General features: G+C 40.9%; 22 protein-coding genes. 18 read left to right on the top strand and 4 right to left on the bottom strand.

What is annotated here, in order from left to right; genetic code table 11:
- Window positions 1-50 precede the first annotated feature (50 nt).
- From yycF to rlmN, 9 genes are all read left to right on the top strand, one after another.
- On the top strand, window positions 51-758 hold the full coding sequence (gene yycF, locus ACIQXR_RS06390; protein WP_402869975.1) for a response regulator YycF: 708 nt from the start codon (window positions 51-53) through the stop codon (window positions 756-758).
- Window positions 759-763: 5 nt separating this feature from the next.
- Window positions 764-2,596, top strand: coding sequence for a cell wall metabolism sensor histidine kinase WalK (gene walK, locus ACIQXR_RS06385; protein WP_402869978.1), 1,833 nt, complete (start codon window positions 764-766; stop codon window positions 2,594-2,596).
- Entirely contained in the window at window positions 2,593-3,918 is a 1,326-nt protein-coding gene (locus tag ACIQXR_RS06380) for a YycH family regulatory protein (RefSeq protein ID WP_402869980.1), read from the top strand. Before walK ends, ACIQXR_RS06380 begins: the two co-directional genes overlap by 4 nt.
- Window positions 3,905-4,699, top strand: coding sequence for a two-component system regulatory protein YycI (locus tag ACIQXR_RS06375; protein ID WP_402869982.1), 795 nt, complete (start codon window positions 3,905-3,907; stop codon window positions 4,697-4,699). Before ACIQXR_RS06380 ends, ACIQXR_RS06375 begins: the two co-directional genes overlap by 14 nt.
- A gap of 6 nt (window positions 4,700-4,705) precedes the next feature.
- Window positions 4,706-5,500, top strand: a complete 795-nt coding sequence (locus ACIQXR_RS06370) for an MBL fold metallo-hydrolase (protein WP_402869984.1) — start codon at window positions 4,706-4,708, stop codon at window positions 5,498-5,500.
- A gap of 255 nt (window positions 5,501-5,755) precedes the next feature.
- A complete protein-coding gene (locus ACIQXR_RS06365) occupies window positions 5,756-6,964 on the top strand; it encodes a S1C family serine protease (protein WP_402869987.1) in 1,209 nt (402 codons plus the stop codon).
- Between the two features lie 169 nt (window positions 6,965-7,133).
- Window positions 7,134-7,295 carry a CxxH/CxxC protein gene (locus ACIQXR_RS06360; RefSeq protein WP_402869992.1) on the top strand — a complete coding sequence of 54 codons (162 nt, stop codon included), beginning with the start codon at window positions 7,134-7,136 and terminating at the stop codon, window positions 7,293-7,295.
- A 322-nt stretch (window positions 7,296-7,617) separates the two neighbouring features.
- On the top strand, window positions 7,618-8,097 hold the full coding sequence (rlmH, locus tag ACIQXR_RS06355; protein ID WP_402869994.1) for a 23S rRNA (pseudouridine(1915)-N(3))-methyltransferase RlmH: 480 nt from the start codon (window positions 7,618-7,620) through the stop codon (window positions 8,095-8,097).
- A 77-nt stretch (window positions 8,098-8,174) separates the two neighbouring features.
- Complete coding sequence (rlmN, locus tag ACIQXR_RS06350; RefSeq protein ID WP_402869997.1) at window positions 8,175-9,242, top strand: dual-specificity RNA methyltransferase RlmN; 1,068 nt, start codon at window positions 8,175-8,177, stop codon at window positions 9,240-9,242.
- Between the two features lie 138 nt (window positions 9,243-9,380).
- Here rlmN and ACIQXR_RS06345 read toward each other — a convergent pair whose 3' ends face one another.
- Entirely contained in the window at window positions 9,381-9,713 is a 333-nt protein-coding gene (locus ACIQXR_RS06345; protein ID WP_402869999.1) for a heme oxygenase, read from the bottom strand.
- 333 nt (window positions 9,714-10,046) lie between these two features.
- On the opposite strand from ACIQXR_RS06345, the gene ACIQXR_RS06340 reads away from it, so the two are divergent.
- The 6 genes from ACIQXR_RS06340 (at window position 10,047) to ACIQXR_RS06315 (ending at window position 18,337) form a co-directional block, all read left to right on the top strand.
- On the top strand, window positions 10,047-11,492 hold the full coding sequence (locus tag ACIQXR_RS06340) for a DEAD/DEAH box helicase (RefSeq protein WP_402870001.1): 1,446 nt from the start codon (window positions 10,047-10,049) through the stop codon (window positions 11,490-11,492).
- Window positions 11,493-12,098: 606 nt separating this feature from the next.
- Window positions 12,099-13,169: a DUF5105 domain-containing protein gene (locus tag ACIQXR_RS06335; protein WP_402870003.1), complete on the top strand. Its 1,071-nt coding sequence runs from the start codon at window positions 12,099-12,101 to the stop codon at window positions 13,167-13,169.
- A gap of 14 nt (window positions 13,170-13,183) precedes the next feature.
- On the top strand, window positions 13,184-14,320 hold the full coding sequence (locus ACIQXR_RS06330) for a TcaA second domain-containing protein (protein WP_402870006.1): 1,137 nt from the start codon (window positions 13,184-13,186) through the stop codon (window positions 14,318-14,320).
- 434 nt (window positions 14,321-14,754) lie between these two features.
- The gene (locus ACIQXR_RS06325; RefSeq protein ID WP_402870009.1) at window positions 14,755-15,396 is read left to right on the top strand and encodes a phosphate starvation-inducible protein PhoH; all 642 of its coding nucleotides are present in this window, start codon (window positions 14,755-14,757) and stop codon (window positions 15,394-15,396) included.
- On the top strand, window positions 15,393-16,001 hold the full coding sequence (locus tag ACIQXR_RS06320; RefSeq protein ID WP_402870012.1) for a hypothetical protein: 609 nt from the start codon (window positions 15,393-15,395) through the stop codon (window positions 15,999-16,001). The genes ACIQXR_RS06325 and ACIQXR_RS06320 overlap by 4 nt, the downstream gene beginning before the upstream one ends.
- Window positions 16,002-16,273: 272 nt before the next feature.
- On the top strand, window positions 16,274-18,337 hold the full coding sequence (locus ACIQXR_RS06315) for a catalase (protein ID WP_402870014.1): 2,064 nt from the start codon (window positions 16,274-16,276) through the stop codon (window positions 18,335-18,337).
- Between the two features lie 65 nt (window positions 18,338-18,402).
- On the opposite strand, the gene pepT is transcribed toward ACIQXR_RS06315, so the two are convergent.
- The 3 genes from pepT to ACIQXR_RS06300 form a co-directional block, all read right to left on the bottom strand.
- On the bottom strand, window positions 18,403-19,638 hold the full coding sequence (gene pepT, locus ACIQXR_RS06310) for a peptidase T (RefSeq protein ID WP_402870017.1): 1,236 nt from the start codon (window positions 19,636-19,638) through the stop codon (window positions 18,403-18,405).
- A gap of 168 nt (window positions 19,639-19,806) precedes the next feature.
- Complete coding sequence (locus tag ACIQXR_RS06305) at window positions 19,807-21,264, bottom strand: alpha-amylase (protein ID WP_402870020.1); 1,458 nt, start codon at window positions 21,262-21,264, stop codon at window positions 19,807-19,809.
- A 306-nt stretch (window positions 21,265-21,570) separates the two neighbouring features.
- Entirely contained in the window at window positions 21,571-21,756 is a 186-nt protein-coding gene (locus ACIQXR_RS06300) for a hypothetical protein (protein WP_403079744.1), read from the bottom strand.
- 299 nt (window positions 21,757-22,055) lie between these two features.
- On the opposite strand from ACIQXR_RS06300, the gene ACIQXR_RS06295 reads away from it, so the two are divergent.
- From ACIQXR_RS06295 to rbsD, 3 genes are read left to right on the top strand one after another with little or no spacing between them, the layout of a single operon-like run.
- A complete protein-coding gene (locus ACIQXR_RS06295; protein WP_402870025.1) occupies window positions 22,056-23,039 on the top strand; it encodes a LacI family DNA-binding transcriptional regulator in 984 nt (327 codons plus the stop codon).
- Complete coding sequence (rbsK, locus tag ACIQXR_RS06290; protein WP_402870027.1) at window positions 23,036-23,920, top strand: ribokinase; 885 nt, start codon at window positions 23,036-23,038, stop codon at window positions 23,918-23,920. Before ACIQXR_RS06295 ends, rbsK begins: the two co-directional genes overlap by 4 nt.
- Window positions 23,917-24,309, top strand: coding sequence for a D-ribose pyranase (gene rbsD, locus ACIQXR_RS06285; protein WP_402870030.1), 393 nt, complete (start codon window positions 23,917-23,919; stop codon window positions 24,307-24,309). Before rbsK ends, rbsD begins: the two co-directional genes overlap by 4 nt.
- Window positions 24,310-24,320: the final 11 nt, after the last annotated feature.

Genomic DNA, 24,320 nt, shown 5'->3' with positions numbered 1-24,320 from the left:
AGGACATGTTTTTTATAGAGTAAAGTTATGCTTTAAAAGGAGATAGGTAGATGGATAAGAAAATTCTAGTAGTGGACGATGAAAAGCCGATTGCAGATATTTTACAATTCAATTTAAAAAAGGAAGGGTACGATGTTTCCTGTGCATATGATGGCAATGAAGCTCTAAAAATGGTGGAAGAGCTTCAACCTGATTTGATTTTACTTGATATCATGCTTCCACAGCGTGATGGGATGGAAGTTTGCAGAGAAGTAAGAAAGAAATATGAAACGCCAATCATCATGTTAACAGCAAAAGATTCGGAAATCGATAAAGTCTTAGGATTAGAGCTTGGTGCGGACGATTATGTGACGAAGCCGTTTAGTACCCGGGAAATAATTGCTCGGGTAAAGGCAAACTTAAGACGTCAACAAGCCGTTCCGGTGCCAGATCAAGAAAATGAGCCAAAAGAAATTACAATAGGCAATCTTACCATCCATCCTGATGCATATGTCGTGTCTAAGCGTGGAGAGACGATTGAGTTAACGCACCGAGAATTCGAGCTGCTTCATTATTTAGCTAAACATATTGGCCAGGTCATGACAAGGGAGCACTTATTGCAAACTGTGTGGGGATATGATTACTTTGGCGATGTCCGAACAGTCGATGTAACCGTTAGACGCCTCCGTGAAAAGATTGAGGATAACCCAAGTCACCCAGGTTGGATCGTAACTAGACGAGGGGTCGGTTATTACCTGCGTAACCCTGAACAGGAGTAATATCTATGAAAAAGGTTGGTTTTTTTCGTTCAATTCATTTTAAATTCGTCCTGATTTATGTGTTGCTTATTTTCGTAGCCATGCAAATAATTGGGGTGTATTTTGTCGGGGAATTGGAAGAAAATCTCGTCGGGAATTTCACAAAGTCGATCAAGGGCCATGTTAACCTGCTTACCTATAGCATTGGGGAAGAAATGGAGAAATCGAGGGGGGAGGAAGACCCTACACTCGAAGAAGCCATTAATACGGTATTGAAAGATCGCGACAACTCAACGAATGATATTTCGGAAGTGCGCGTTATCGATACCCGCAGCAGGCGGGTGATTGGGACGTCCGATCCCGGTAACCAAGAGATTGTAGGAAAGAAAACGACACTGCCGATCATCAAGAACACGTTGACTTATGGTGGCGAGGATCATGAAATATATAGAGATCCGAATACTGGCAGGCGTGTATGGGTCCTTTCAACACCCATTGAAGCGAATGGTACGGTGATAGGAGCGGTCTATGTCATTGCGGAGATGGAGAATGTCTTCGAACAAATGGATGAAATCAACGCCATTTTCATGACTGGCACGGCCATCGCTCTGGCCATAACAGCCATTTTGGGGATTCTGCTTGCGCGGACCATCACACGGCCAATGTCTGATATGAGAAAACAGGCGTTGGTGATGGCCAAAGGGAATTTCTCACGAAAGGTAAAAGTATATGGCGATGACGAAATAGGGCAGCTAGCCGTTACCTTCAATAACTTGACTAAGAAACTTCAAGAGTCGCAATCGAGTACGGAAGGGGAGAGACGGAAGCTTTCATCTGTTCTCACCAACATGACGGATGGCGTTATATCGACGGATAGGCGTGGCCGGGTGAATTTGATAAATGAACCTGCCGCACAGCTTTTGAATGTCTCACGTGAAGCCGTCATGAACCAACCAATCATCGAATTGTTGGGACTTGAGGAAGAATATAAATTCGAAGATTTACTGGAAGAAAGGGAGTCCATCATCCTTGATTACAGCAAAAAGGGTCAACCGTTTATTTTAAGAGGGAATTTTTCCGTCATCCAAAAGGAAACGGGCTTCGTTAATGGTTTGATTACAGTGCTCCATGATATTACTGAGCAGGAAAAGATAGAAGGGGAGCGAAGAGAGTTTGTCGCTAATGTATCCCATGAGTTGCGTACGCCGCTCACGACGATGAGAAGCTATCTCGAGGCATTGGCTGAAGGTGCCTGGAAAGATGAAGAGATTGCCCCTGCCTTTTTAAGTGTCACACAAAATGAAACGGAGCGGATGATCAGGCTTGTAAATGACCTGTTACAGCTTTCAAAAATGGACAGTAAAGATTACCGGCTTAAAACCGGATGGGTGAATCTGAATAAGTTCTATGACCATATTATCGATCGTTTTGAAATGACGAAAAATGACGATATTACTTTTAAAAGAGACATACCAAAGGACGCGTATTTTGTCGACATTGATGAAGACAAGATCACCCAGGTTCTTTATAATATCATCTCGAATTCCTTGAAGTATTCTCCTGAAGGAGGTCAAGTGACATTCCGTATCAGGCCAAAGGAAAACTTTATCGTAATTAGCGTAACCGATCAAGGTGTCGGTATCCCTAAAAAAGTGATCGATAAGATTTTTGACCGGTTTTACCGAGTGGATAAAGCGCGGGCAAGGAATCTTGGAGGGACTGGACTTGGGCTGGCGATTGCAAAGGAAATGGTCGTTGCCCATGGAGGCAAAATTTGGGCGGAAAGTGTGGATGGAAAAGGAACTACGGTGTTCTTTACACTTCCTTACGAACAGGAAGAAGAGGATGATTGGGCATGAATTTTGAACGTGCGAAAAGTATCATACTGATTATTTTAGTTGGGACAAGCGTTTTCTTGACATGGAGTATTTGGACGTACGAGCCTGAATATAAAAAAATCGATGAATCCGATCTGATTAAAATCAAGAGTGATGAACAAATTGTCAGTGATGTCATAAAACCCGTCAGTGTTCTTTTTCATCGCAACGGCCAGCATTTCCAGACAATCGATCCCGAAAAAATCGAAAGAATGGAGAAAGAGTTTTCACAATGGACGTTTAGTGATATAAAGCAGATGTCATTGAAGATGATTCAAAGGGACTTCGATGATTTCGTCCATGAGGATAGATCAATCGAGATCAACTTTTCCGATGATGTTCCGATGTCTTTATATAAAACGGTACTGGATGTAAAGGACGAAGATATGTCGAGCTTTACCTTTGACCGGATCGTGATCAAGCAGAAGGATATCAGCGGTGACCAATCAGCCGTTTATTTCGTATCTTATGATCATGAACAAATCCATCAAGGAATGGTCCCTACTAAGGACCTTAGAAAGTTCAGTGAGAAGTTCTATAATAAAAGTTATCCTACCTATACAGCTCATACGTTACATGATAAAAGGACGATTTTTGTTCCGGAAAAGCCCGTGGAAGTCAACCGATATCAATATTATATAGATTATCTGGACGTTAAGAATCTGAAAGATGCCTTATTCAGTAATCCTAAATATGTTCGTCAAGAAACGGTAACCCGAGGCGAGGAATACTCCGACGGAACAAGACTGTTGTCAGTCAACAATGAAAATTATATTCTCTCGTATATAAACCCTGCCCAAAAGAGTAAAGTGTTCAGCAGTTCTAGTGAGCTGTTGGAAAAAAGCATTGATTTCATCAATGATCATGCCGGGTGGGAAGGTAGTAATTACCGATTTGATTATATGTCGGAAAATGAGCAGCGTGTGGTATTCCGTTTATTTATAGATGGTTATCCAGCTTTCAACGAATATGGAATGACTGAAATCGAGCAGATTTGGGGGAAGGAAGATATTTATAGTTATCAACGTCCCTACTTCTCATTGGCTTCCGTCTTGCCATCAGAAGGATCTGTAGTGACATTGCCTACAGGAAATGAAGTGTTGAACCAGCTGGAAGAGAACGGGAACATCGATCTCGATAGTGTGCAAGATATTTCAATAGGTTATAAGTTAAACAAATCGTTGGACTCTAAACTCGTTACTCTCGTTACACTGGAACCAACTTGGTATTACCGTTCCGGTGAAAAGTGGTTGATTGCGCCTGTTGACGAAAATGCAGGAGGCGATAACGATGGATTGGAATAATACAAAATCCATATTCATAATGGTATTTTTCATATTGAATATATTTTTACTGTATCAGTTTCTTGAGAAAATCAATGATAACCAATATGAATTCATTGCAGAGTCTTCCTATGAGGAAGTTCTAAAAGAAGACGAGATCAAAACCATTCCGCTCTCGAAGCAAAAGGTAAAGGATCAATTCTTAATTGCAAAAAGTAAAACATTTGATAAGAAAGAACTAAAGAATCTAAACAACCAGAAAGTAAATATTATAGATGGGAATAAGCTGGTCGGTTCATTAAAAACGCCCATCAGTTTAGGCAAAGAAATTCATCCCGCGGATGTTACCATATTCCTGAAGGATCACATTTTATACGGAAGTGAATATGGGTTTTGGAGCTATGATAAGGATAATCAAACCATCATTTGCTATCAGGTTTCCGACAATAAGATGTTTTTTAACAACAGTAAAGGAAAGGTCACTTTGTATCTGAATAAGGAAGCCGAAGTGACCTCCTATGAGCAGACATATTTAGTGGGAATTGAAAAGTTCAATAAACCGAAGGAGCTGTATTCCGACCTGGATGCTGTTTATGCCTTATATAGTCATGGTGATATCGTATCAAAAGACGAAGTTACGGACGTAAAGCTTGGGTTTTATAATTCGTTGCAAACCACATCGTTCTCACATCTTCTTGTACCGACATGGTGGGTAGTCGTGAACGATGAAACGGATTTATTCGTAAATGCGTTCGATGGCGAAGTGATTGAGTTAAATACAGAAGAAAAAATACTGGAGTGAGTATAGATGACTATGCATTTTAGTGTACTCGCAAGTGGGAGTACGGGAAATGCCTTGTTCGTGGAGACGGAGGACCAATCTTTCCTTGTCGATGCGGGATTGAGTGGGAAAGCCTTGGAAGGATTATTTCAGGATATCGGCCGAGATATGTCCAAGCTTTCTGGAATCCTGGTTACGCATGAACATAGCGACCACATTAAAGGTCTGGGAGTCGTCGCTAGAAAACATAAGCTCCCCATTTATGCGAATACAAAGACATGGCAAGCAATGGAGCGTTCCATCGGGGAGATTTCTCCTGAACAGAAATTCGCCTTTGAAATGGAACAAGTCAAAACCTTTGGAAGCCTTGATATTGAATCCTTTGGTGTATCTCATGATGCCGCCGAGCCGATGTTTTATGTGTTCCATCAGGGAGGAAAAAAACTTGTGGTCATAACCGACACAGGTTATGTCAGCGATCGGATGAAAGGCATCATCACGAATGCCGATGCCTATGTGTTTGAGAGCAACCATGATGTGTCCATGCTTCGGATGGGTCGATATCCATGGAGCATCAAACGCCGGATTTTAAGCGATGTTGGACATGTATGCAATGAAGATGCTGCTCTTGCCATGAGTGAAGTGGCAGGGGACAAGACGAAACGGATATACTTAGCCCATTTAAGTATGGATAATAATATGAAAGACCTTGCAAGAATGTCAGTGGAGCAAACCTTAAAAACGAAAGGGATTATTGTTGGCGAGCAGTTTTCGCTCTACGATACGGATCCCAAAAGACCAACAGAGCTTGTTACACTATAATGAGTAAAGGAATGAGTGGGGAAACCTGCTTCATTCCTTTTTTATTTTTAATGGGTTAGTTAGTAAGGGGATTAAAAAGGGTATTGGTTGGTTAGTACTGAATGAATAGAAAAATGATGATAAAAAAAGAGGCAGAAAGCTAAATATGGCATACATTTTTTTAGATATTTCTTGTTAATTGAGTATAATTAAGGGTGGATATCAAACACTAGTAATTGCTATAATTCATTCCTAAAAAGAGAGGATGGAGCGGTCTTGGAGAACGAAGAGAACCAAAATAAACAGAAAAAAGGAAGCCGTACAGGTTATTTTCTATCAGGCTTAGGAGGCGCCATCATTGGGGCTCTGCTGATTTTATTAGCATTCCCGGGCGGTGGGGTATTAAATGATGAAACAAACCCAAACCAGACGGAAAATTCAACGGATGGTGAAGAGGCCAAGCCAATTCAGCAGAAAGTTTCCGTAGAGGTCACAAGTGCTGTCACGGGTGCGGTTGATAAGGCAAGCGATGCAGTTGTTGGCATCTCCAATATTCAGGAAACTTCCTTCTGGGGCGGAAAAGGCAACGAAAGCAGTTCAGCCGAAGCGGGTACTGGATCTGGAGTCGTATATAAAAAGGATGGTGGCAAAGCCTATATTGTCACGAACAATCATGTTATCGAGAATGCTAATGAGTTAGAGGTCACGTTAAGTGATGGAACCAAGCTACCTGCCGAGCTACAAGGAAGTGACCCTTGGACGGATTTAGCTGTCGTGGTAGTGGAAGCGGATAAAGTTAAGACGGTAGCAGAGTTTGGCACAACCGAAAAATTAAAGCCAGGTGAACCAGTCATAGCGATCGGTAACCCATTAGGACTTCAATTCTCTGGATCCGTTACACAAGGAATCATCTCAGGAGTAGAGCGTACCATTGAAGTGGATATCGATGAGGACGGGCAGGTAGACTGGAATGCAGAAGTTATCCAAACCGATGCGGCAATTAACCCAGGAAATAGTGGCGGGGCCCTCGTGAACATGTCCGGTCAGGTCATTGGGATCAATTCCATGAAGATTGCGGAAAATGCTGTAGAAGGCATTGGTCTATCCATCCCGATTGATTCAGCGATTCCTATTATCAGTGATATTGAGAAATATGGTGAAGTGAAACGTGCCTACTTAGGCGTCAACCTGGCATCAGTGGAGGAAATTTCACAGTATCATCAGCAGAATACATTAAAATTGCCAAACAAAGTAACATCTGGTGTGGCTGTGACTGGCGTTCAAAGTAACTCACCAGCGGCAAAAGCAGGCCTAGAGGAATTTGATGTAATTGTTGGTATGGATAATGAAAAAATTCATGATATCGTTGAATTGAGGAAGTACCTGTACAATGAAAAGAAAATTGGCGACACTGTAAAAATCACTTATTACCGAGATGGGAAAAAGGAAACCGCAGAAATTAAGCTTTCAAGTGGAGAAATCTAAAAGCAATAAAGCAGGGGAGTTTTGCTTTCCCTGTTTTTTTGCTTGTGTTTTTATTATCGTTTGATACCATTACTTGTGGATATTTTGCCGAATATGATGAATACTAAACGAATTGTGGATAAGTGGCATCAAAAGATTGGCCAATAAAAAATGAAAAGGAGAATGAGGAATGAACCTATATTGTTGTCAGGAACACGTTGATATGGCGCTCGATGAAGTTGTATATGAGTGTGAAACGTATCCGTTATTAACGCTGGTTTCAGAAGAAAATAAGTTATCAACAACCTGTGAATATTGTCGAAACGTGGCAATATATCTAGTAGGGAACTAATATTCCCATACAAGATGTGGATAGAAATTGTGGATATGTGGATAAGTTTTGTGGATAACCTGTTCGTAACCTATTTTGAAAGACTAAAATACTGGAAAAAGTCATAACAAAAAACCACCGGCACTTTCTTTTAGAAGGGCTGGTTTTTTGTTATTTAGGAAGCAAATATAGTCCAATATTCTTTATAGGTAAGTCTCTTAAATCTTAACTTTTGGATTTGGAAAGGATTTGCTTGTTTTGTTTATGGGTCTCTCTAAGGTATGATAATAGGAGGTACTTCCAACAATTGAACTAAAAACATATGGAAAGTCAGAGGATATATATGAAGATAACGATCATTACGGTTGGCAAGCTCAAAGAAAAATACTTAAAGCAAGGAATGGCCGAATATACAAAACGGCTAGGAGCCTATGCTAATATAGATTTTATAGAAGTGCCTGATGAAAAGGCACCAGAAAACTTGAGTGCAGCGGATATGGATATCGTCAAGCAAAGAGAAGGTGAACGGATCTTGGCGAAAATTAGCCAGGATACTTATGTGATTATGCTTGAAATCAATGGGAAACAGCTCACTTCTGAGCAACTTGCGACCCATATTGACCAACTTGCCACTTATGGAAAAAGCAAACTTGCCTTTATTATTGGTGGTTCACTGGGGCTTAGTGCCGATGTGATTTCTAGAAGCGATTATGCCCTTTCTTTTTCTAAAATGACCTTTCCGCATCAACTCATGAAGTTAGTTTTGTTGGAACAGATCTATCGGGCGTTTCGGATAAATAGAAATGAGCCATACCATAAATAATCACCCAATCGATGATGGGTGGTAGCGTTAGCTAGGTAAAGAATTTAATCTTAACGTTATGAAAAGAGGGTAACCATATGAATAAAGAGTCCATTTATGGATTAACATTTGAACAATTGACAGCTTGGCTTTTGGAGCATGGCCATAAAAAATTCCGGGCAACCCAAGTCTGGGAATGGCTTTATCGGACGCGCGTTACGGATTTCTCTGATATGACAGATGTTAATAAAGAGTGCATTCAACTGCTGGAAGAAAACTTTGTCATCCAGACTTTGACTGAACATGTTAAACAGGAGTCGGCGGATGGGACAATCAAGTTTCTATTCAAATTACTGGATGGTAACCTGATTGAAACGGTCATGATGCGCCATAAGTATGGGATATCCGTTTGTGTCACTACCCAAGTAGGCTGTAATATAGGCTGTAGTTTTTGCGCAAGCGGTTTATTAGCGAAGAGCCGTGACTTAACTGCTGGAGAAATAGTGGAACAGATCATGAATGTTCAACTCCATCTTGATCAGTTGGGACAAGGGGATATCGTCAGTCATGTAGTCGTAATGGGGATTGGCGAGCCTTTTGATAATTTCGATAATATGATCGACTTTTTGAAGGTCATCATGGACCATAAAGGGTTGGCTATTGCAGCAAGACGCATTACTGTTTCCACGAGTGGGCTGGCTAATAAAATCTATGAATTCACCGATACTCAATTACAGGTTAATTTGGCCATTTCTTTACATGCCCCGAATAATGAACTAAGAACGAGAATCATGAAAATAAATCGTGGCATTCCAATCGAAAAATTAATGAAGTCATTGGATTATTACTTGGAAAAAACGAATCGTAGAATTACGATTGAGTATATCCTATTGAGGGACGTCAACGATCATCGAGAAGAAGCCGAACAACTTGCCGAATTGCTTGATGACAAGAAACATCGTTTATATGTAAACTTGATTCCATATAACCCTGTAGATGAACACAGTCAATATCAAAGAAGCGAGAAGGAGTCAGTGCTAGCATTTTATGATACGCTGAAAAAACGAGGCGTGAATTGTAAAATCCGTCAGGAACATGGTACGGATATAGATGCTGCCTGTGGTCAGTTAAGAAGTAAACAAATCAAAAAAGCAGAGGCCAACTGAGAAAGGCCCCATGTATAGAAAAAACAGTATGTTTTTGCACACATACTGTTTTTTTATGCTGAAAGATGAACGGCCATGCTTCTAAAAACAAGAAAAATGGGGCTGTAAGGATACAGCCTCATTTAAATGAGAAGTTGATTATTTAGCGATTTCTTTTACAGAAGCGATTTCATATGTGACAATTTCGCTACCGATAATTGGTGATTCTTTTTTAGCTTCATCTGAAGAAGGTTCTGGACGTTTATGTGCAGCTTTAAACGCGTCACTGTTTCTCCATGCAGTAAAGCTGTCCATGTTTTCCCAGTACATATTCACGTTTAGTTCGTCGTAGTCCGTTAAGTTTTGTGTTAACAATACTTCAACTTTAACGAAGCCTTCTGTCGTATCTAGAGGGCCTGGTGCCGTAAAGCCTGGTGCCATTACTGCTCCCATTCCTTTTTTTACTTTGATTTTATTCGCTACGATTATCATCATTAATCTCTCCTTTTAAGGTTATTTAACTGATTCATTACATACATATTTTAGCACATTATTAAGCTTATAATCCATTTTGATTAATCAATAACTGTTGATAATGAATTCTATACTGGATTTGCTGTTTTGAGTATATATCGAACCATCTTATTATTTGTCTTTCAAAAAGTATTATACCCGGATGGCATGAAAGGAAGTCTTTGAAGCGGGAATTGGTTTAGGAATTATAAGGTTTATTGATGCATATCGCGTATAATAGAATTTAGTATAAGGAAATAACAATTACGGAAACAATAAAGCAAGATACTAAACAATAAAAGAGGCTGTTATATGACGGAAATTAAGTTTATTGATTATAAATTAAGTGATGAAATCGTTCGGGCGTTGGAAAGCCTAGGCTATCAGCATCCAACGGAAGTGCAACGTGAAGTGATTCCTGTTGCTTTGCAAAAAAGGGACCTGGTCGTGAAGTCGCAAACGGGAAGCGGAAAAACGGCTGCATTCGGCATACCGCTCTGTGATATGGTCGATTGGCAGGAGAATAAGCCACAGGCACTCATTTTAACACCAACGCGAGAGCTTGCCGTACAGATTAAAGAAGATATTACAAATATTGGTAGATTTAAACGAATTAAGGCAACTGCGGTATATGGAAAATCTCCTTTTGCCCAGCAAAAAGCGGAGTTGAAGCAAAAGAGCCACGTGGTTGTGGGAACGCCTGGACGTGTCCTTGATCATATTGAAAGAGGTACATTCGCTTTAGACCGATTAACCCATTTGGTAATCGATGAAGCCGATGAAATGTTAAATATGGGATTCATCGAGCAAGTGGAAGCCATCATTAAAGTACTTCCGCAGGATCGTGTGACGATGCTGTTTTCTGCTACGTTACCAGAGAGCATTAAAAAACTGTGCCATAAATATATGAAGGAACCTTTGGATATTGAAATAAAGTCAACCGGCTTAACGACTGAAAAAATCGAACATGCTGTTATTGAAGTCAAGGAAGATGAAAAGTTTACCCTGCTTAGAGATGTTACGATTGTCGAAAATCCAGATAGCTGCATCATTTTCTGTCGCACAAAAGACAAGGTCGACCAAGTATGTGAGCAGTTAGTGGAATTAGAGTATCCATGCGATATGATCCATGGAGGGATGCTTCAGGAGGACCGCCTGGCAGTGATGGACGAGTTCAGAAGAGGTGAATTCCGCTATCTAGTCGCGACGGATGTAGCGGCACGTGGAATTGATATTGATAATATCACCCATGTCATCAATTATGACCTTCCACTTGAAAAGGAAAGCTATGTCCATCGTACAGGTAGAACAGGACGTGCGGGTAAACAGGGGAAGGCAATCACATTTGTGACTCCATTCGAAGGTAAGTTCCTCACCGAGATTCAAAGCTATATCGGATTTACGATCCCTACCATGCCGGCTCCATCAAAAGAATATGTCTTGGACATGAAGAATGATTTTGAAGCGAAGCTAAAGACACGGCCAAAAATTAAAAAAAGTAAAAGTGAACAGCTTAACAGACAAATTATGAAGCTGTATTTTAATGGCGGCAAGAAAAAGAAAATCAGGGCCGTCGATTTCGTGGGTACCATTGCAAAAATAGATGGAGTAAAGGCAGAGGACATCGGCATTATAACCATTCAGGATAATGTTTCCTATGTAGAGATATTGAATGGAAAAGGTCCGCTGGTCTTGAAAGTGATGAAGAATACGAAAGTCAAAGGCAAGGTTTTGAAGGTTTCCGAGGCAAATAAATGATAAATGGCAGGAAGAACCGGAAAAGACGTACATATATCTTTTCCGATTCTTGTAAGGCCGGGTTCGCTCTAATACTAGTGAAACAACGGAAACATTCACCTTTCTAAGGAGTGCCACATCAGAGGCTACCCGGAGACTTCACTGGACATCCTATCCTTGGTTTTCCCGGCGAAAAACATGTGCGAAGATAGAAAGAGCTTTATTACCGTGAGTTACATAGTGTTAGCAATTGATATAAAGGTCGTCCTAAGGGATGATCTTTTTTTGTGTGCAGTTTTAATTTATGGGTAAAAATCGTAACGGGCTTTTTGGTTTAATAGGGGAATGGTTAAAATGGCTCATGAAAGTAAAGAAGTGGATATGACCTATATACTTTATGCCTGTTCAACTATAAAAATTATACCAAAATATTCATAAAATAGGTTGTTTTTGGGTTTGTGGTAGGTCGATTAGAGGTAAATAAAGATAAGTGGAAAAAGAATCCAATACATACTAGTCTAAATCATTGATCTGCATTAACTAATGGTTCTCGGTATTCTTTTTCCCTATCCAAAGATCTCGCTGGAAAGTGTGCGGTCTTTTACTTATTTATAGGGGGGAATTTTGATGGTGTCTAAGTTAAAGGGTATTTCGCTATTGTTTATTTGTATGCTGTTGTTATCTGCATGCAGCAGTTCTAGTGGATCTTCGGAAAAAAAGAGCGATAGCAAGAGTAAGAATAAGGATTTAGAGGTATCCATTGAGGATGCATCTTTTGTGCTACTTGGAAAAGATGATGGTGTGGCTGAAGAAGGTACAGAAAAAGGAGTCCTGGCGGTTAAATTTAAGTTGAGTAATAAATCAAAGGATGGCATTCGACTCTCAACAAGAGATGGATTTAAGTTATACGATGGCGATGAAGAGACAAATGCCATTTCAGATGCATATAACACCAACGTAGGGATTGAGTTTGAGTCTAGTGGCGATTTGGGTGCCGGCAAAACGAAAACGACCACAGGCTTTTTTGAAGTAGAAAAAGATAAAGAGTATGAAATAGGGATAAAAGCGGCTTCAGAAGACTATGAAAAGAAAATTGAAGAAGTGATCGTTAAGGTGAATACGGCAGATTATGCTGAAAGTTTTGACGCCCTTCAAGACCCGGCGAAAGCGTTAGCTGCTTATATTGATTCGATATACCTGGATAAGGACAATAGTGATTATGAAAAATTAGTATCTGCTGACAAAGCGGTTATACAGGAAGAAGCGAAAAAGGTATTCAAAGAGAAAATAAAAAGGTACTTTGTAGGGAAATTGACTGATGAAGAAGTAGATAAACTTTATGCTGCTTATAAATCGGCTCAGTCACAAAAGGCCGAGTTTAAAACGGTCACATCTGCCAAGGCAAATGGAAAAGCCGTGGTGCTAATTGAATTCTCAACGGTTTCATTGCGAAACATATATGAAGACCTTTCAGAATACCAATATGAATATAGAGAAAAAACGAAAAAATACGATGAAAAAGGTACCAAAAAGTATTTAATATCTAAATTCGATAAAATCATAAATAACCAAGAAGTAGAAGAAGGCGAAGATTTAAAGATTCATATGATAGAAGAGGATGGAAAGTGGAACGTTAATTCATCACAAGATGGTCAAGAAAGATTAACGAATATTTTTGCTGCAGGATCAAAATATTAAAGGAGCAGTGAGATATGTCGAAAAAAGCTTGGATTATAAGTGGGGTCTCCGCTGTTGCCTTAATTGCCGTGGTCTTGGTCACCATGCTTTTCGTTCAACAAAACAATAAACCCAAAAAAGTAGTGGCATCCTTTACAGAAGCAGTTGAAAAGAAAGATACGGACCAACTTAAGGAGTTACTCGATCCTGATAAAAAGGGAACGGTGGTAAATAATGCATCCATTAAGGCATTTGCTACGTACTTAAACAAAAATGACTCGAGTTTTGATGCCATCAAGGACGGATTGGATGAACAAGTAGAAGATAAGGATTTTTCGGCAACCAACCAGCAAGTCAGCTTGGTGGAGTCGGGGAAAAAATGGGGCATTTTCAAGGAATACAAAATGAGAGTCAAAACCGGATTCATTAAAGTGACGGGACAAAATGATGAAGATCAACTATCCCTTTCTGTAGATGACTTGAAGGAATCCGTAAAAGAGAGTAAGAAGGGCACGTATGGTCCATTTTTGCCTGGGACGTATAACACGGTCACTACAGTAAAGAACAAACTGGGTACTTTCATGAAAAAGGATAAGATAGATGTCTGGGGTGGATCTAAGGAAGTCACGCTTGTAGTGGATCCTGATTCCTTGGCTAGAAATGATAAAGATGTACAAAAATCGGTCATGTCCGCTGTCGATGTTTTCAATCATGACTGGGCCGTATTTGAAACCAGCAGTTTTGATACCAAGAAGCTTACCAATGTTTCGGATGACATTAAAGATGATACCTCCATTGTTGCGGAAAACTTTGAACAGGTCAAAAATTATGTCGATGAAGTACATTCACAATATTTAGGGGCCGTCATTAATCTGGATGATTTGGATATCAGTTACTTTGATAATCAGTGGAGAGCGGAAGCAGTAGCTGTAGTGTCCTATCACAGCAAAATGAAACTCAAAAACAAAAAGAAAATGGATGACCTTTCTTATAAAGCGGTGCGTGACTTTTCCATGATTTATAATGCCGATAAGAAGAAATGGATTATTGAAGAAATTAAGGAGTATGAGGCTGACGGAACGGAAGAGGATTGGGAGAATAAAAAGGAAATGAAAATTAAAGATCCAAAACTGCTCAAATGGAATCGCAAAGACAGTAGCAAGGGCTTGTAAGAGTGTGCAAAGCGGGAATAAAGAAAAAGGGTTTCTTCCATGGGGAGAAATCCTTTTTCTTTGGTTCCAAAGGAAATGGCTTTATAGAATTAAGATTTTTTCTTGCTAAAGTCACAAATTTTATTATTCAAAAAATAAATAAATCGATTCTAGAATATAATAATCGACATGAAACCTTTATAATTGGAGGTTTTTTATAAAAGGAAAAAATACTTCCATTGATAATGATTATCAATGATGATAAATTTAAAGTACGATTACTGTATAGTCCGTATTATGCTTATAGGGAAGTCCTTTTAGTCACTTCTTTGGCGGATAGGGTTTTCCAGTAAAGTACAGGGGAGCATCCCAATCTTGTACCCCTTAAGGATCTATTCACACAAAGTCTCACAACAGCATTGTTAGAGTTAGAGCAACACGAAGGAGGAAAAAAAGTGAATAAGAATAGAACGGACTTTCTGATGCTTGACACAGGAAGTTACTTTGGAAAGGCAAGGGTGAATGACCCGCAATATCAGGATGACTTTACCTTTGTTGATACATATGAACTGCCCAATATAGACTTAAAACCTTATAAATGCTTGGTCGTTCAAGGGTTAATTGATCAGAAATTCTTATTTAGACATAAAGAAGTCATTCGTGAGTTTTTGGATGATAAGAAGATTGTCGTTTTTAGTGGGAATTTGTTTTTGGACTGGTTACCTGGAGGTTCTTCCTTCATCCCTAAAACCATTCATAGTTACAAGGATTATGAGGTTTCAATCGATCATCACCATCCAATCTTTGACGGGGTAGAGGAAGATGATATGACTTATAATAAAGGAGTTTCGGGATTTTTCGCAAGGGGGCACCATCCAATTCCCGAAGGAGCGGAAGTTCTGTTGACCTTACCTGGCGGAGAACCTATCACGTATATTGACAGGAATAGTACAAAGGGCACTATTTTAGTTCATGCAGGTAGTGACCTTTTTGGTGCGATGAATGCGAGTGGAACGAAAAAGCGCATTGGTCCACAACTCATACAATGGGTACGGGATGAGTATTCAACGCTTCAGGAGAGAGGTGAAATGGGATGAGAAAAATTGCAGTCATCGATGGAGGCAGTTCGCAACATAATCGGACATATACCGAACCGAAATACAGCAAATACATTGAGAAACTTATTTATCTTCCCGATTTAGAAAAAACGTCTATAGATGAATTTGATGTAATCCTTCTTCCTTCCCAGTTGCATATGGGCCTACTCATGAAATCCATGAAAAAAATTATGGATTTTGCTGATGAGGGAGGGATCATCGTTTCCTTTGGACCACAGTTAAATGAATGGCTACCAGGCCATAATTGGGAATTCAGAGAAACGAACTTTTGGTGGTGGCTTGATAAGGATGCCAAAAGTGGTTTAGTGTTGCAACGTCCCGATCATGATTTATTCAGTCGCTATCTTACACTTGCCGATGCGACATGGCACCAACACGGGGTGTATTGGCCTCCGGCAGGGACAGATATCCTGGTTTCAACGGAAGATGGCGGAGCTGTCCTATACATCGACAAGGTTAGTACGAAAGGTACTTGGGTAATCATGACACTAGACCCCGACTATCATTACGGCTCATACTTCATGCCTGCGACCGAGAAATTCCTAGATGGATTTTTCCCTTGGCTTGCGGAAGGCGAAGTGTAAGAAGCAAAAAGTTATCATGAGTAATGGCTATGGAGAACAGCATCTCCGTAGCCATTTTTTTATAAAAAGATATGGAGGGAGTAGCGGATACATCTCTAGGTCGTCATTTGTCTTAAGCTTTTAAAGAACTCTTGTCCTATAACTTTTGTGATTCCTGTTTATCGATGAAATTAGGGTGGTATTAAAGAATAAGATACTTATTTAGCATACATACATCATGAAATGGACTATACATCGACTTTTATCGACAAGGTACTGGAGGGAAGACAAGGATGAAAAAAGATAATGAACAAAGCAAGAACCAACAGTTGGAACAATATAGAGTGGATGATAGCGGGAAAAAGATGACAACCAATCAAGGTTTGCGAGTTTCCGAAGATGAACATTCCTTGAAGGCGGGGGATCGTGGACCAACTTTGATGGAGGACTTTCATTTCCGTGAGAAAATGACCCATTTTGACCATGAGCGCATTCCTGAGCGTATCGTACATGCACGTGGATCAGGCGCACATGGTTATTTCCAGGTGTATGAGCCAATGGGCGAATTTACAAAGGCAAAATTTCTCCAAGACCCTTCTGTTAAGACCCCGGTATTTGTCCGTTACTCGACAGTAGCGGGTTCACGCGGCTCAGCAGATTCCGTCCGGGATGTCCGTGGATTTTCAACGAAGTTTTACACAGAAGAGGGGAACTATGACCTGGTTGGGAATAATATCCCGGTATTTTTCATACAGGATGCGATTAAATTCCCCGATTTGATCCATGCTGTTAAACCAGAACCCCATAATGAAATACCTCAAGCTGCAAGCGCCCATGATACATTTTGGGATTTTGTTGCGAACAATGAAGAAACAGCCCACATGGTAATGTGGCATTTGTCGGATAGAGCCATTCCTAGAAGCTTTCGCATGATGGAAGGATTCGGTGTCCATACTTTCCGTTTTGTGAATGCAGAAGGCGTCTCCCATTTCGTCAAGTTCCATTGGAAGCCTGTTCTTGGTGTGAAATCCCTTGTATGGGACGAGGCTCAGAAGATTGCCGGGAAAAATTCTGATTTCCACCGTCAAGACTTGTGGGAAGCGATTGAAGCAGGAAATTACCCCGAGTTCGAATTTGGTGTGCAAATGATTAAGGAGGAAGATGAATTCAACTTCGACTTCGACATCCTAGATCCTACGAAACTATGGCCGGAAGAACAGATTCCAGTGAAAATTATCGGGAAAATGGTATTGAACCAAAATACGGATAATTTCTTCGCCGAGACGGAACAAATCGCTTTTCACCCTGGGCATGTCGTACCGGGCATTGATTTCTCCAATGATCCGTTGCTTCAAGGACGACTATTCTCGTATACAGATACCCAGCTTTCACGTTTGGGTGGACCGAATTTCCATGAGATTCCGATTAACCGCTCAGTAGCACCGGTTAACAATAATCAACGTGATGGTATGCATCGCATGACGATCAACCAAGGACAAGTCAGCTACCATAAAAATGGGCTAGCCAATAACTCTCCCGAACCTGCATCGGAAGCGGAAGGTGGATATGCTCACTACCAAGAGAAGGTAGATGGCCGAAAAGTGCGTCAGCGTAGTGAAAGCTTTAAAGATCATTACAGCCAAGCGAAACTATTCTGGAATAGTATGACGGACGTGGAAAAAGAACATATAATCGAAGCTTTCCATTTTGAAGTGGGTAAAGTGAAAAGTAAAGATCTCCAACAACAAATTGTTGAGATGTTCAGCAATGTGGACTTGAAATTGGCTGAAAAAATTGCGGAAGGAGTCGGTGTAAACCCTCCTACCAATAAAAATGAATCGGAAGTAGAATTGGCTTCACCGGCTTTAAGCCAGGAGCAAAATAAGATCATTACGCCTGCAACGCGTAAAGTGGCTGTATTGGCTGCCGATGGATTTAAGGGCTCTGAAATGGACCAAGTCATGGACGCATTTAAAACAGCTGGAATCATGGCTGAAATCATCAGTACGAATCGCGGAATGATTACGAGTGAAGAAGGGCAACAACTAGAGGTGAGTCAAAGCTTCCTGACTGCAGACTCGGTTTTATATGATGCCGTTTATGTGGCGGGTGGCAAGAAAAGCATTGAGCAATTGAAAGCTGTAAAAGATGCCATCTATTTTATTGACGAAGCTTATAACCATTTCAAAGCGATTGGGGCAGGGACAGAAGCAGCCGATATTCTGATCCAGGCAGGAATACCAGCAGGTGATCCTATTACAGGAGTTGTCACGATTACTGCAGATGCAGAGGGTAAATCCACTGCTAGTTTCATTGAGGCGATTGCCCAACATCGACATTGGTCACGTGCACTATAAGAATACTCCACATGCAAAAGCCCAGACTGTATAGAGTCTGGGCTTTTCGCGTGTGGTTAAAGCGATTAAACCGCCTTTTCCTCAAAGATTGAAGCAATTCCAATAATGACATTTGTTGCTTTCACCATATTATCGACGGAGATGAATTCATATTTTCCATGGAAGTTTTCGCCGCCTGTAAAGATATTAGGGGTAGGCAGTCCCATATAAGAGAGCTGAGACCCATCTGTCCCTCCACGGATTGGAGAGATTTTTGGTTCAATCCCGAGCCTTTCCATGGCTTCGTATGCGATATCGACGATTTCTTTGACCGGTTCTATTTTTTCTTTCATATTGTAGTATTGGTCAGTCAATTCCAGTTTGACTTGTTCATGTCCATACTTATCACTTAACTCGGCGACAATTTGCTTGATGAAGTTTTTACGATCATTAAATTTTTGCTTATCGAAATCCCGGATGATATAGGATAGTTTAGTTTCTTCTACGTCTCCATGGAATGAGCTAAGATGATAAAAGCCTTCATATCCTTCTGTGTATTCCGGTGCTTCGTTAACAGGCAGTTTGCTATGTAGCTCCATGGCTATTTTAGCGGAGTTGACCATTTTTCCCTTGGCTGTGCCCGGGTGGATGTTCGTGCCCTTTATGGTAATCTTGGCAGACGCAGCATTAAAGCTTTCATATTCGAGTTCACCAAGCGGGCCACCGTCCACTGTGTAAGCAAATTGGGCATTGAAGGCTTCCACGTCAAATTTATGGGGGCCTCTTCCAATTTCCTCATCGGGAGTGAAGGCCACGCGGATTTTTCCATGCTTGATTTCTGGATGTTGAAGTAAATAGTCCATAGCCGTCATGATCTCAGCGATGCCTGCTTTATTATCCGCCCCAAGAAGGGTTGTTCCATCCGTGGTGATCAATGTGTGTCCTTTGTAGTCATGAAGGGAGGGAAAGTCATCAGGTGATAGAATGACATTCAATGTTCTATGTAATAGGAGGTCACTACCATCATAGGCTTCAATGATCTGAGGTTTCACATCTTTCCCTGTGAAATCCGTTGCCGTATCCACATGGGCCAGGAAGCCGATTGTCGGAACCTGCTTTTCTGAATTGGCAGGCAAAGTTGCCATGACATAACCATTTTCATCAATGGTGACATCGGACATTCCGATAGCTTGTAACTCCTCCACCAACTGTTGGGCTAAATGCAGTTGCCCAGCTGTGGAAGGACAACTGGAAACATCCTCGTTTGATTGTGTATCCACCTTCACATAAGATGTAAACCTCTCAATGATTTTATCTTTCATGATTCATCCAACTCCTTTTCCCTTATCTTACCATGGTTGCTGTGGATGGAGAAATCTTCGTGCATGCTTGAAATGGTGTAATGGGGGTTTCTTTTTCCATGAGAAACAACAGCAAAAACAGTAGGATGATGATGAACCTTACTGTTTTTGCTGTAGGAGGCAAATCACTTATTGATTGAGTGCCCAAACGGATACGCTTTTTCCATGAACGGGAAACGTTGCATACCCATCTTCCTCTATCGTAATGTGATCATCTCTATGGAAGGTTAGGTCGGTCCAGATTTCACCGGCGCGGTGCTCGCCAACAAACATCCTTTTCTCACTGTTTTGATCGCTGTTGGAGACGACGACTGCACATCCCGATCCTTCTAGCTCTTCTACGCCTAGGCGAACCCAACCGATTGTATGGGGATCATCGAAATAATCCTTTTGCTCACCATAGGCTTTTTCATACCTTGCATGCAGGAGCCGGTCGATAATGTCTTTTTTACCGGGAACCGGGGAAGGACCGCCAATTCCATAGTAATCTCCATAAAAGACACAAGGGTAACCACAAAGTCTAAGCAGGATTAGGGCATATGCCGAGGGTTTGAACCAATCCTTAACCCATGATTCAAGTGATTCATGGGGCTGAGAGTCATGATTATCGACAAAAGTGACGGCCTGTGCCGGATTAGTTTGAACGAGGGTATGATCAAAGATGGTTGAGAGATCGAAGTCAGATCCTGCTTTTGAGGCTTCGTGAAATTTATAATGCAAGGAAACATCGAATAGATTGAGGTCATGATTCGTTTGGTCTAAAAAAGTTTGACAGGCATTTACGTCTGCCTTCCAGAATTCACCCACCATAAAGAAATGTTCCTTTGTGTAAGGGATGAGTTCTTGTAAAAATTCATTGATGAATTCATAATCAATGTGCTTTACAGCATCTAAACGAAAACCATCGCATTTCAATGTGTCGACCATCCATTTTCCCCAGGTGATCATCTCCTGCCGAACTTCTGGAAGACTGTAGTCAATGTTGGCAAACATCAGGTAATCGTAGTTCCCAAATTCATTAATGACATGCTTACTCCAATGTTTATTTTCGCCTGTTATCCGGTAAACGCCCATTTTGTCATGTTTGGCGTCATAGTCTGTTCCATTAAAATGAGTATGGTCCCATTTAAAAGAGGAGTACTGATTATTACGTCCGGGAAAATCGAATGTTGTCCATCCCTCTATTTCAAATGGTTCCGATATGTCTTCCATCCTGTTCTCTGGATTGACTTCGATGACTTCGAACTTTTCAGTGCCATCAGCCCCAGCTTTATGGTTCATGACCAGGTCGATATATACGCATAGCCCGTAGTTATGACAGGCGGCAATCGCCTGATGCAATTCTTCCTTTGTCCCGTATTTTGTACGCACGGTTCCTTTTTGGTCGAATTCACCCAAATCGTACCCGTCATAAATACCATACCCATTATCCTCTAGGGATTGGCCCTTTGTAACAGGTGGAAGCCATATACAGTCAATTCCTGTATCCTTCAATTTCAGGGCCGCGTATTTCAATCTTTCCCAGTGCTTTCCATCCGCTTCTAAATGCCACTCGAAAAATTGCATCATCGTATGATTTCTTTTCATTCTTTCCCCCCTGACACCGACACGTTTGACAAGATACATATAGAACGATCGGAAAAGTGATAATGGAAATCTTTACCCTTTATAGAAAAATAATAAACAACTGAAAATGTTTAGATGAAAATAAAATTCACCCTCCTATTATTTTACTACCTTGTAATAAAAATGGATATAGCGTTTCGGTTTGTAAAAAAATAAGGCGAAGTTATAAAGATTGGATGTCTCCTTATAGTCGTGTGTTTGATGAAAGCAACATGGAAAAAGGCGTCCCAAACTCGGGATACCTGATTGTGATGAATTTTTAAACGATTAACCCTTTCTTCCTCTGCGTCTAAAGGAGAGAGCAAAGGCTATCGCACCGAATAGTAATAAAAGGAGGGCAGATGATAGAATGATGGTTTCCTTGGAATAGCTGCTGTTAATTCCACCACGTGAATCCAAATCTCGATTCATACCACGAGGCTGCATGGCCATACGATTTTCATCATTTCCCATGTTAGGAGCGGTACCGCACAGTTCATAAATGATTCATATATCCCACCCAATCGAGTGAGAAACCGACGAGTTTGTTATGAAAACAGCGAAAGAAAAAGATCATCGATATGCATCCAAGGACAGGATTTAGAAAGGTAATCACATTTTACTCAGTGTAAATTTTAAAGAATGGTGGATTGTGTTACACTTTTTAGTTATTTGTACCTACTAATTGCTAAGATAATAGGACTTGCCGTTCATATAAAATGATGATAAGCTAATGTGGAAACGGTTACAGATAACACATTGAGGTGAATGTATTGGCGACTATTCGGGATGTTGCAAAGGAAGCGGGATTTTCCGTAGCGACGGTTTCTAGAGTGATAAATGACAGCGGGTACGCACATGAAGATACAAGAAAAGCCGTCATGTTAGCTGTGGGAAAATTGAATTACAAGCCGAATGAAGTGGCTAGATCCCTCTATAAACGTAAATCTAAATTGATAGGCCTTATTTTACCTGACATTACGAACCCCTTCTTTCCTGAGATGGCAAGGGGGGTAGAAGATTATCTCCAACAATATGGATATCGGTTAATCTTTGGCAATAGTGATGAGAAGAGAAATAAGGAAATGGAATATATAGATACTTTTTTGCAAAACAATGTAGTGGGAATGATTGCTTCTACAAGTGAGATAGGAAATGAAAGTTTTAGCAACCTGGAAATCCCCGTCGTCTTGCTGGACCGGACGGTAGAGGGACTGCCCGCGGTTTATTCCGACCAAAGGGCGGGTGGCCAACTGGCGGCCCGAATATTGATAGATAGAGGAAGTAAGGACATCGTTTTAATCAGGGGTCCTGTTGAAATAAAACCTGTGTATGACCGGTATGTAGCGGCAATGGAAGAGTTAAGGCTTGCAAAGGTGAAGTTCCATGTTGTGGACTCGCCGCTTACCATTCAAGGTGGTCAGGTCTGTGCGCAAGAATTATTTGAAAAATATCCACATGTAGATGGAGTCATTGCTTGTAATGATATAGTGGCAGCAGCGATTTTACAGGAGATCTTAAAAAGAGAAAAACGCATCCCTGATGACATCCAATTGATTGGGTACGATGATATTGCCTTCACAGCATTATTACACCCGCCTCTGTCGACTATTCGGCAGCCAGCTTATGAGATGGGAAAACAGGCAGCAGAGTTATTGATTAAAAGAATCAATCAGGAAGTAATAGAAGAGACACATAGAAAGCTTCCAGTTACATTTGTTGAAAGACTAACTACGAGAAAGAAGGCGGAGTCATGATAAAAATAGCAGTAGTCGGAAGTTCCTCGATGGACTTAGTCGTTACATCGCCTAAGCGTCCAATCGCAGGCGAAACGGTCCTTGGGGATTCTTTTGTAACAGTTCCAGGTGGAAAAGGAGCCAATCAAGCCGTTGCAGCAGCCCGTTTGGGTGCTGAAGTAACGATGGTCGGTTGTGTAGGAGATGATTTTTACGGAGAAATTATCCTCGAAAATTTAAAAAATAACGGCGTTTTTACCAATTTTGTGGAACCGGTTGCAGGTGAAGCTTCCGGAACTGCCCATATAACGCTTTCAGAGGGAGATAATAGCATTATAGTTGTTAAAGGTGCTAATGATTCCATCACCCCCGATTATGTCAAAAAGGCAATGAAAATTATAGAAGGGAGCGATATCGTCCTGGTTCAACAAGAAATACCGGAGGAAACTGTGGAGTTTCTTGCTGAATTATGTGAAAAGCTCCAGAAAAAATTACTGTTGAACCCTGCACCTGCACGTGAGATTAGTGAGCTTGTTATTCAGCGCTCATCCTTCATCACCCCGAATGAGCACGAATTCGACATTCTTTTCAAGGGAAGGGATCGGAGTGAAGTTTTGGCCGAATATCCTAATAAATTGTTTATCACAGAAGGGAAAGACGGAGTACGCTATTTCGATGGGGAACAAGAGAGAGTGGTTCCAAGTTTCGTGGTCGAGGCAGTCGATACAACAGGGGCCGGGGATACGTTTAATGCCGCCTTTGCTGTGGCTGTTGCAGAAGGGAAAGGTTTCGAAGAGTGTTTGCTCTTTGCTAACCGAGCAGCTTCTATTTCAGTAACGAAGTTTGGCGCACAGGGCGGTATGCCGACAAGGGAAGAAGTCGAAGGGAGCTTTAATTCATGAAGCGTCATGGAATCATCAATAGTTCAATCGCCAAGGTACTAGTCGATCTTGGACATACAGATTATATCGTCATTGGAGATGCAGGCCTGCCAGTTCCTGAGGGAGTGCTCAAAATAGATGTAGCATTAACACCGGGAACACCTTCTTTTCAAGATGTCGTTCGTGCCGTTCACGACGATATGGTTATTGAAAAGGTAATTGCGGCTAATGAAATCATAGAAAAAAATCCAGAACAGCATCTTTTCATGAAACAAGAATTCGGAGAATCGATTGATTATATTTCCCACGAGGAATTCAAAGTATTGACGCGTAAAGCAAAGGCAGTCATCCGTACAGGAGAAACGACGCCGTATTCCAATTGCATTTTGCAGTCTGGCGTATTCTTTTAACGAAATGAGGT

The organism is Peribacillus sp. NPDC097224, from assembly GCF_044761985.1.
GTDB lineage: Bacteria > Bacillota > Bacilli > Bacillales > DSM-1321 > Peribacillus.
The sequence above is the reverse complement of the archived record's forward strand: the minus strand, read 5'-3'. Positions and strand labels throughout refer to the sequence as shown.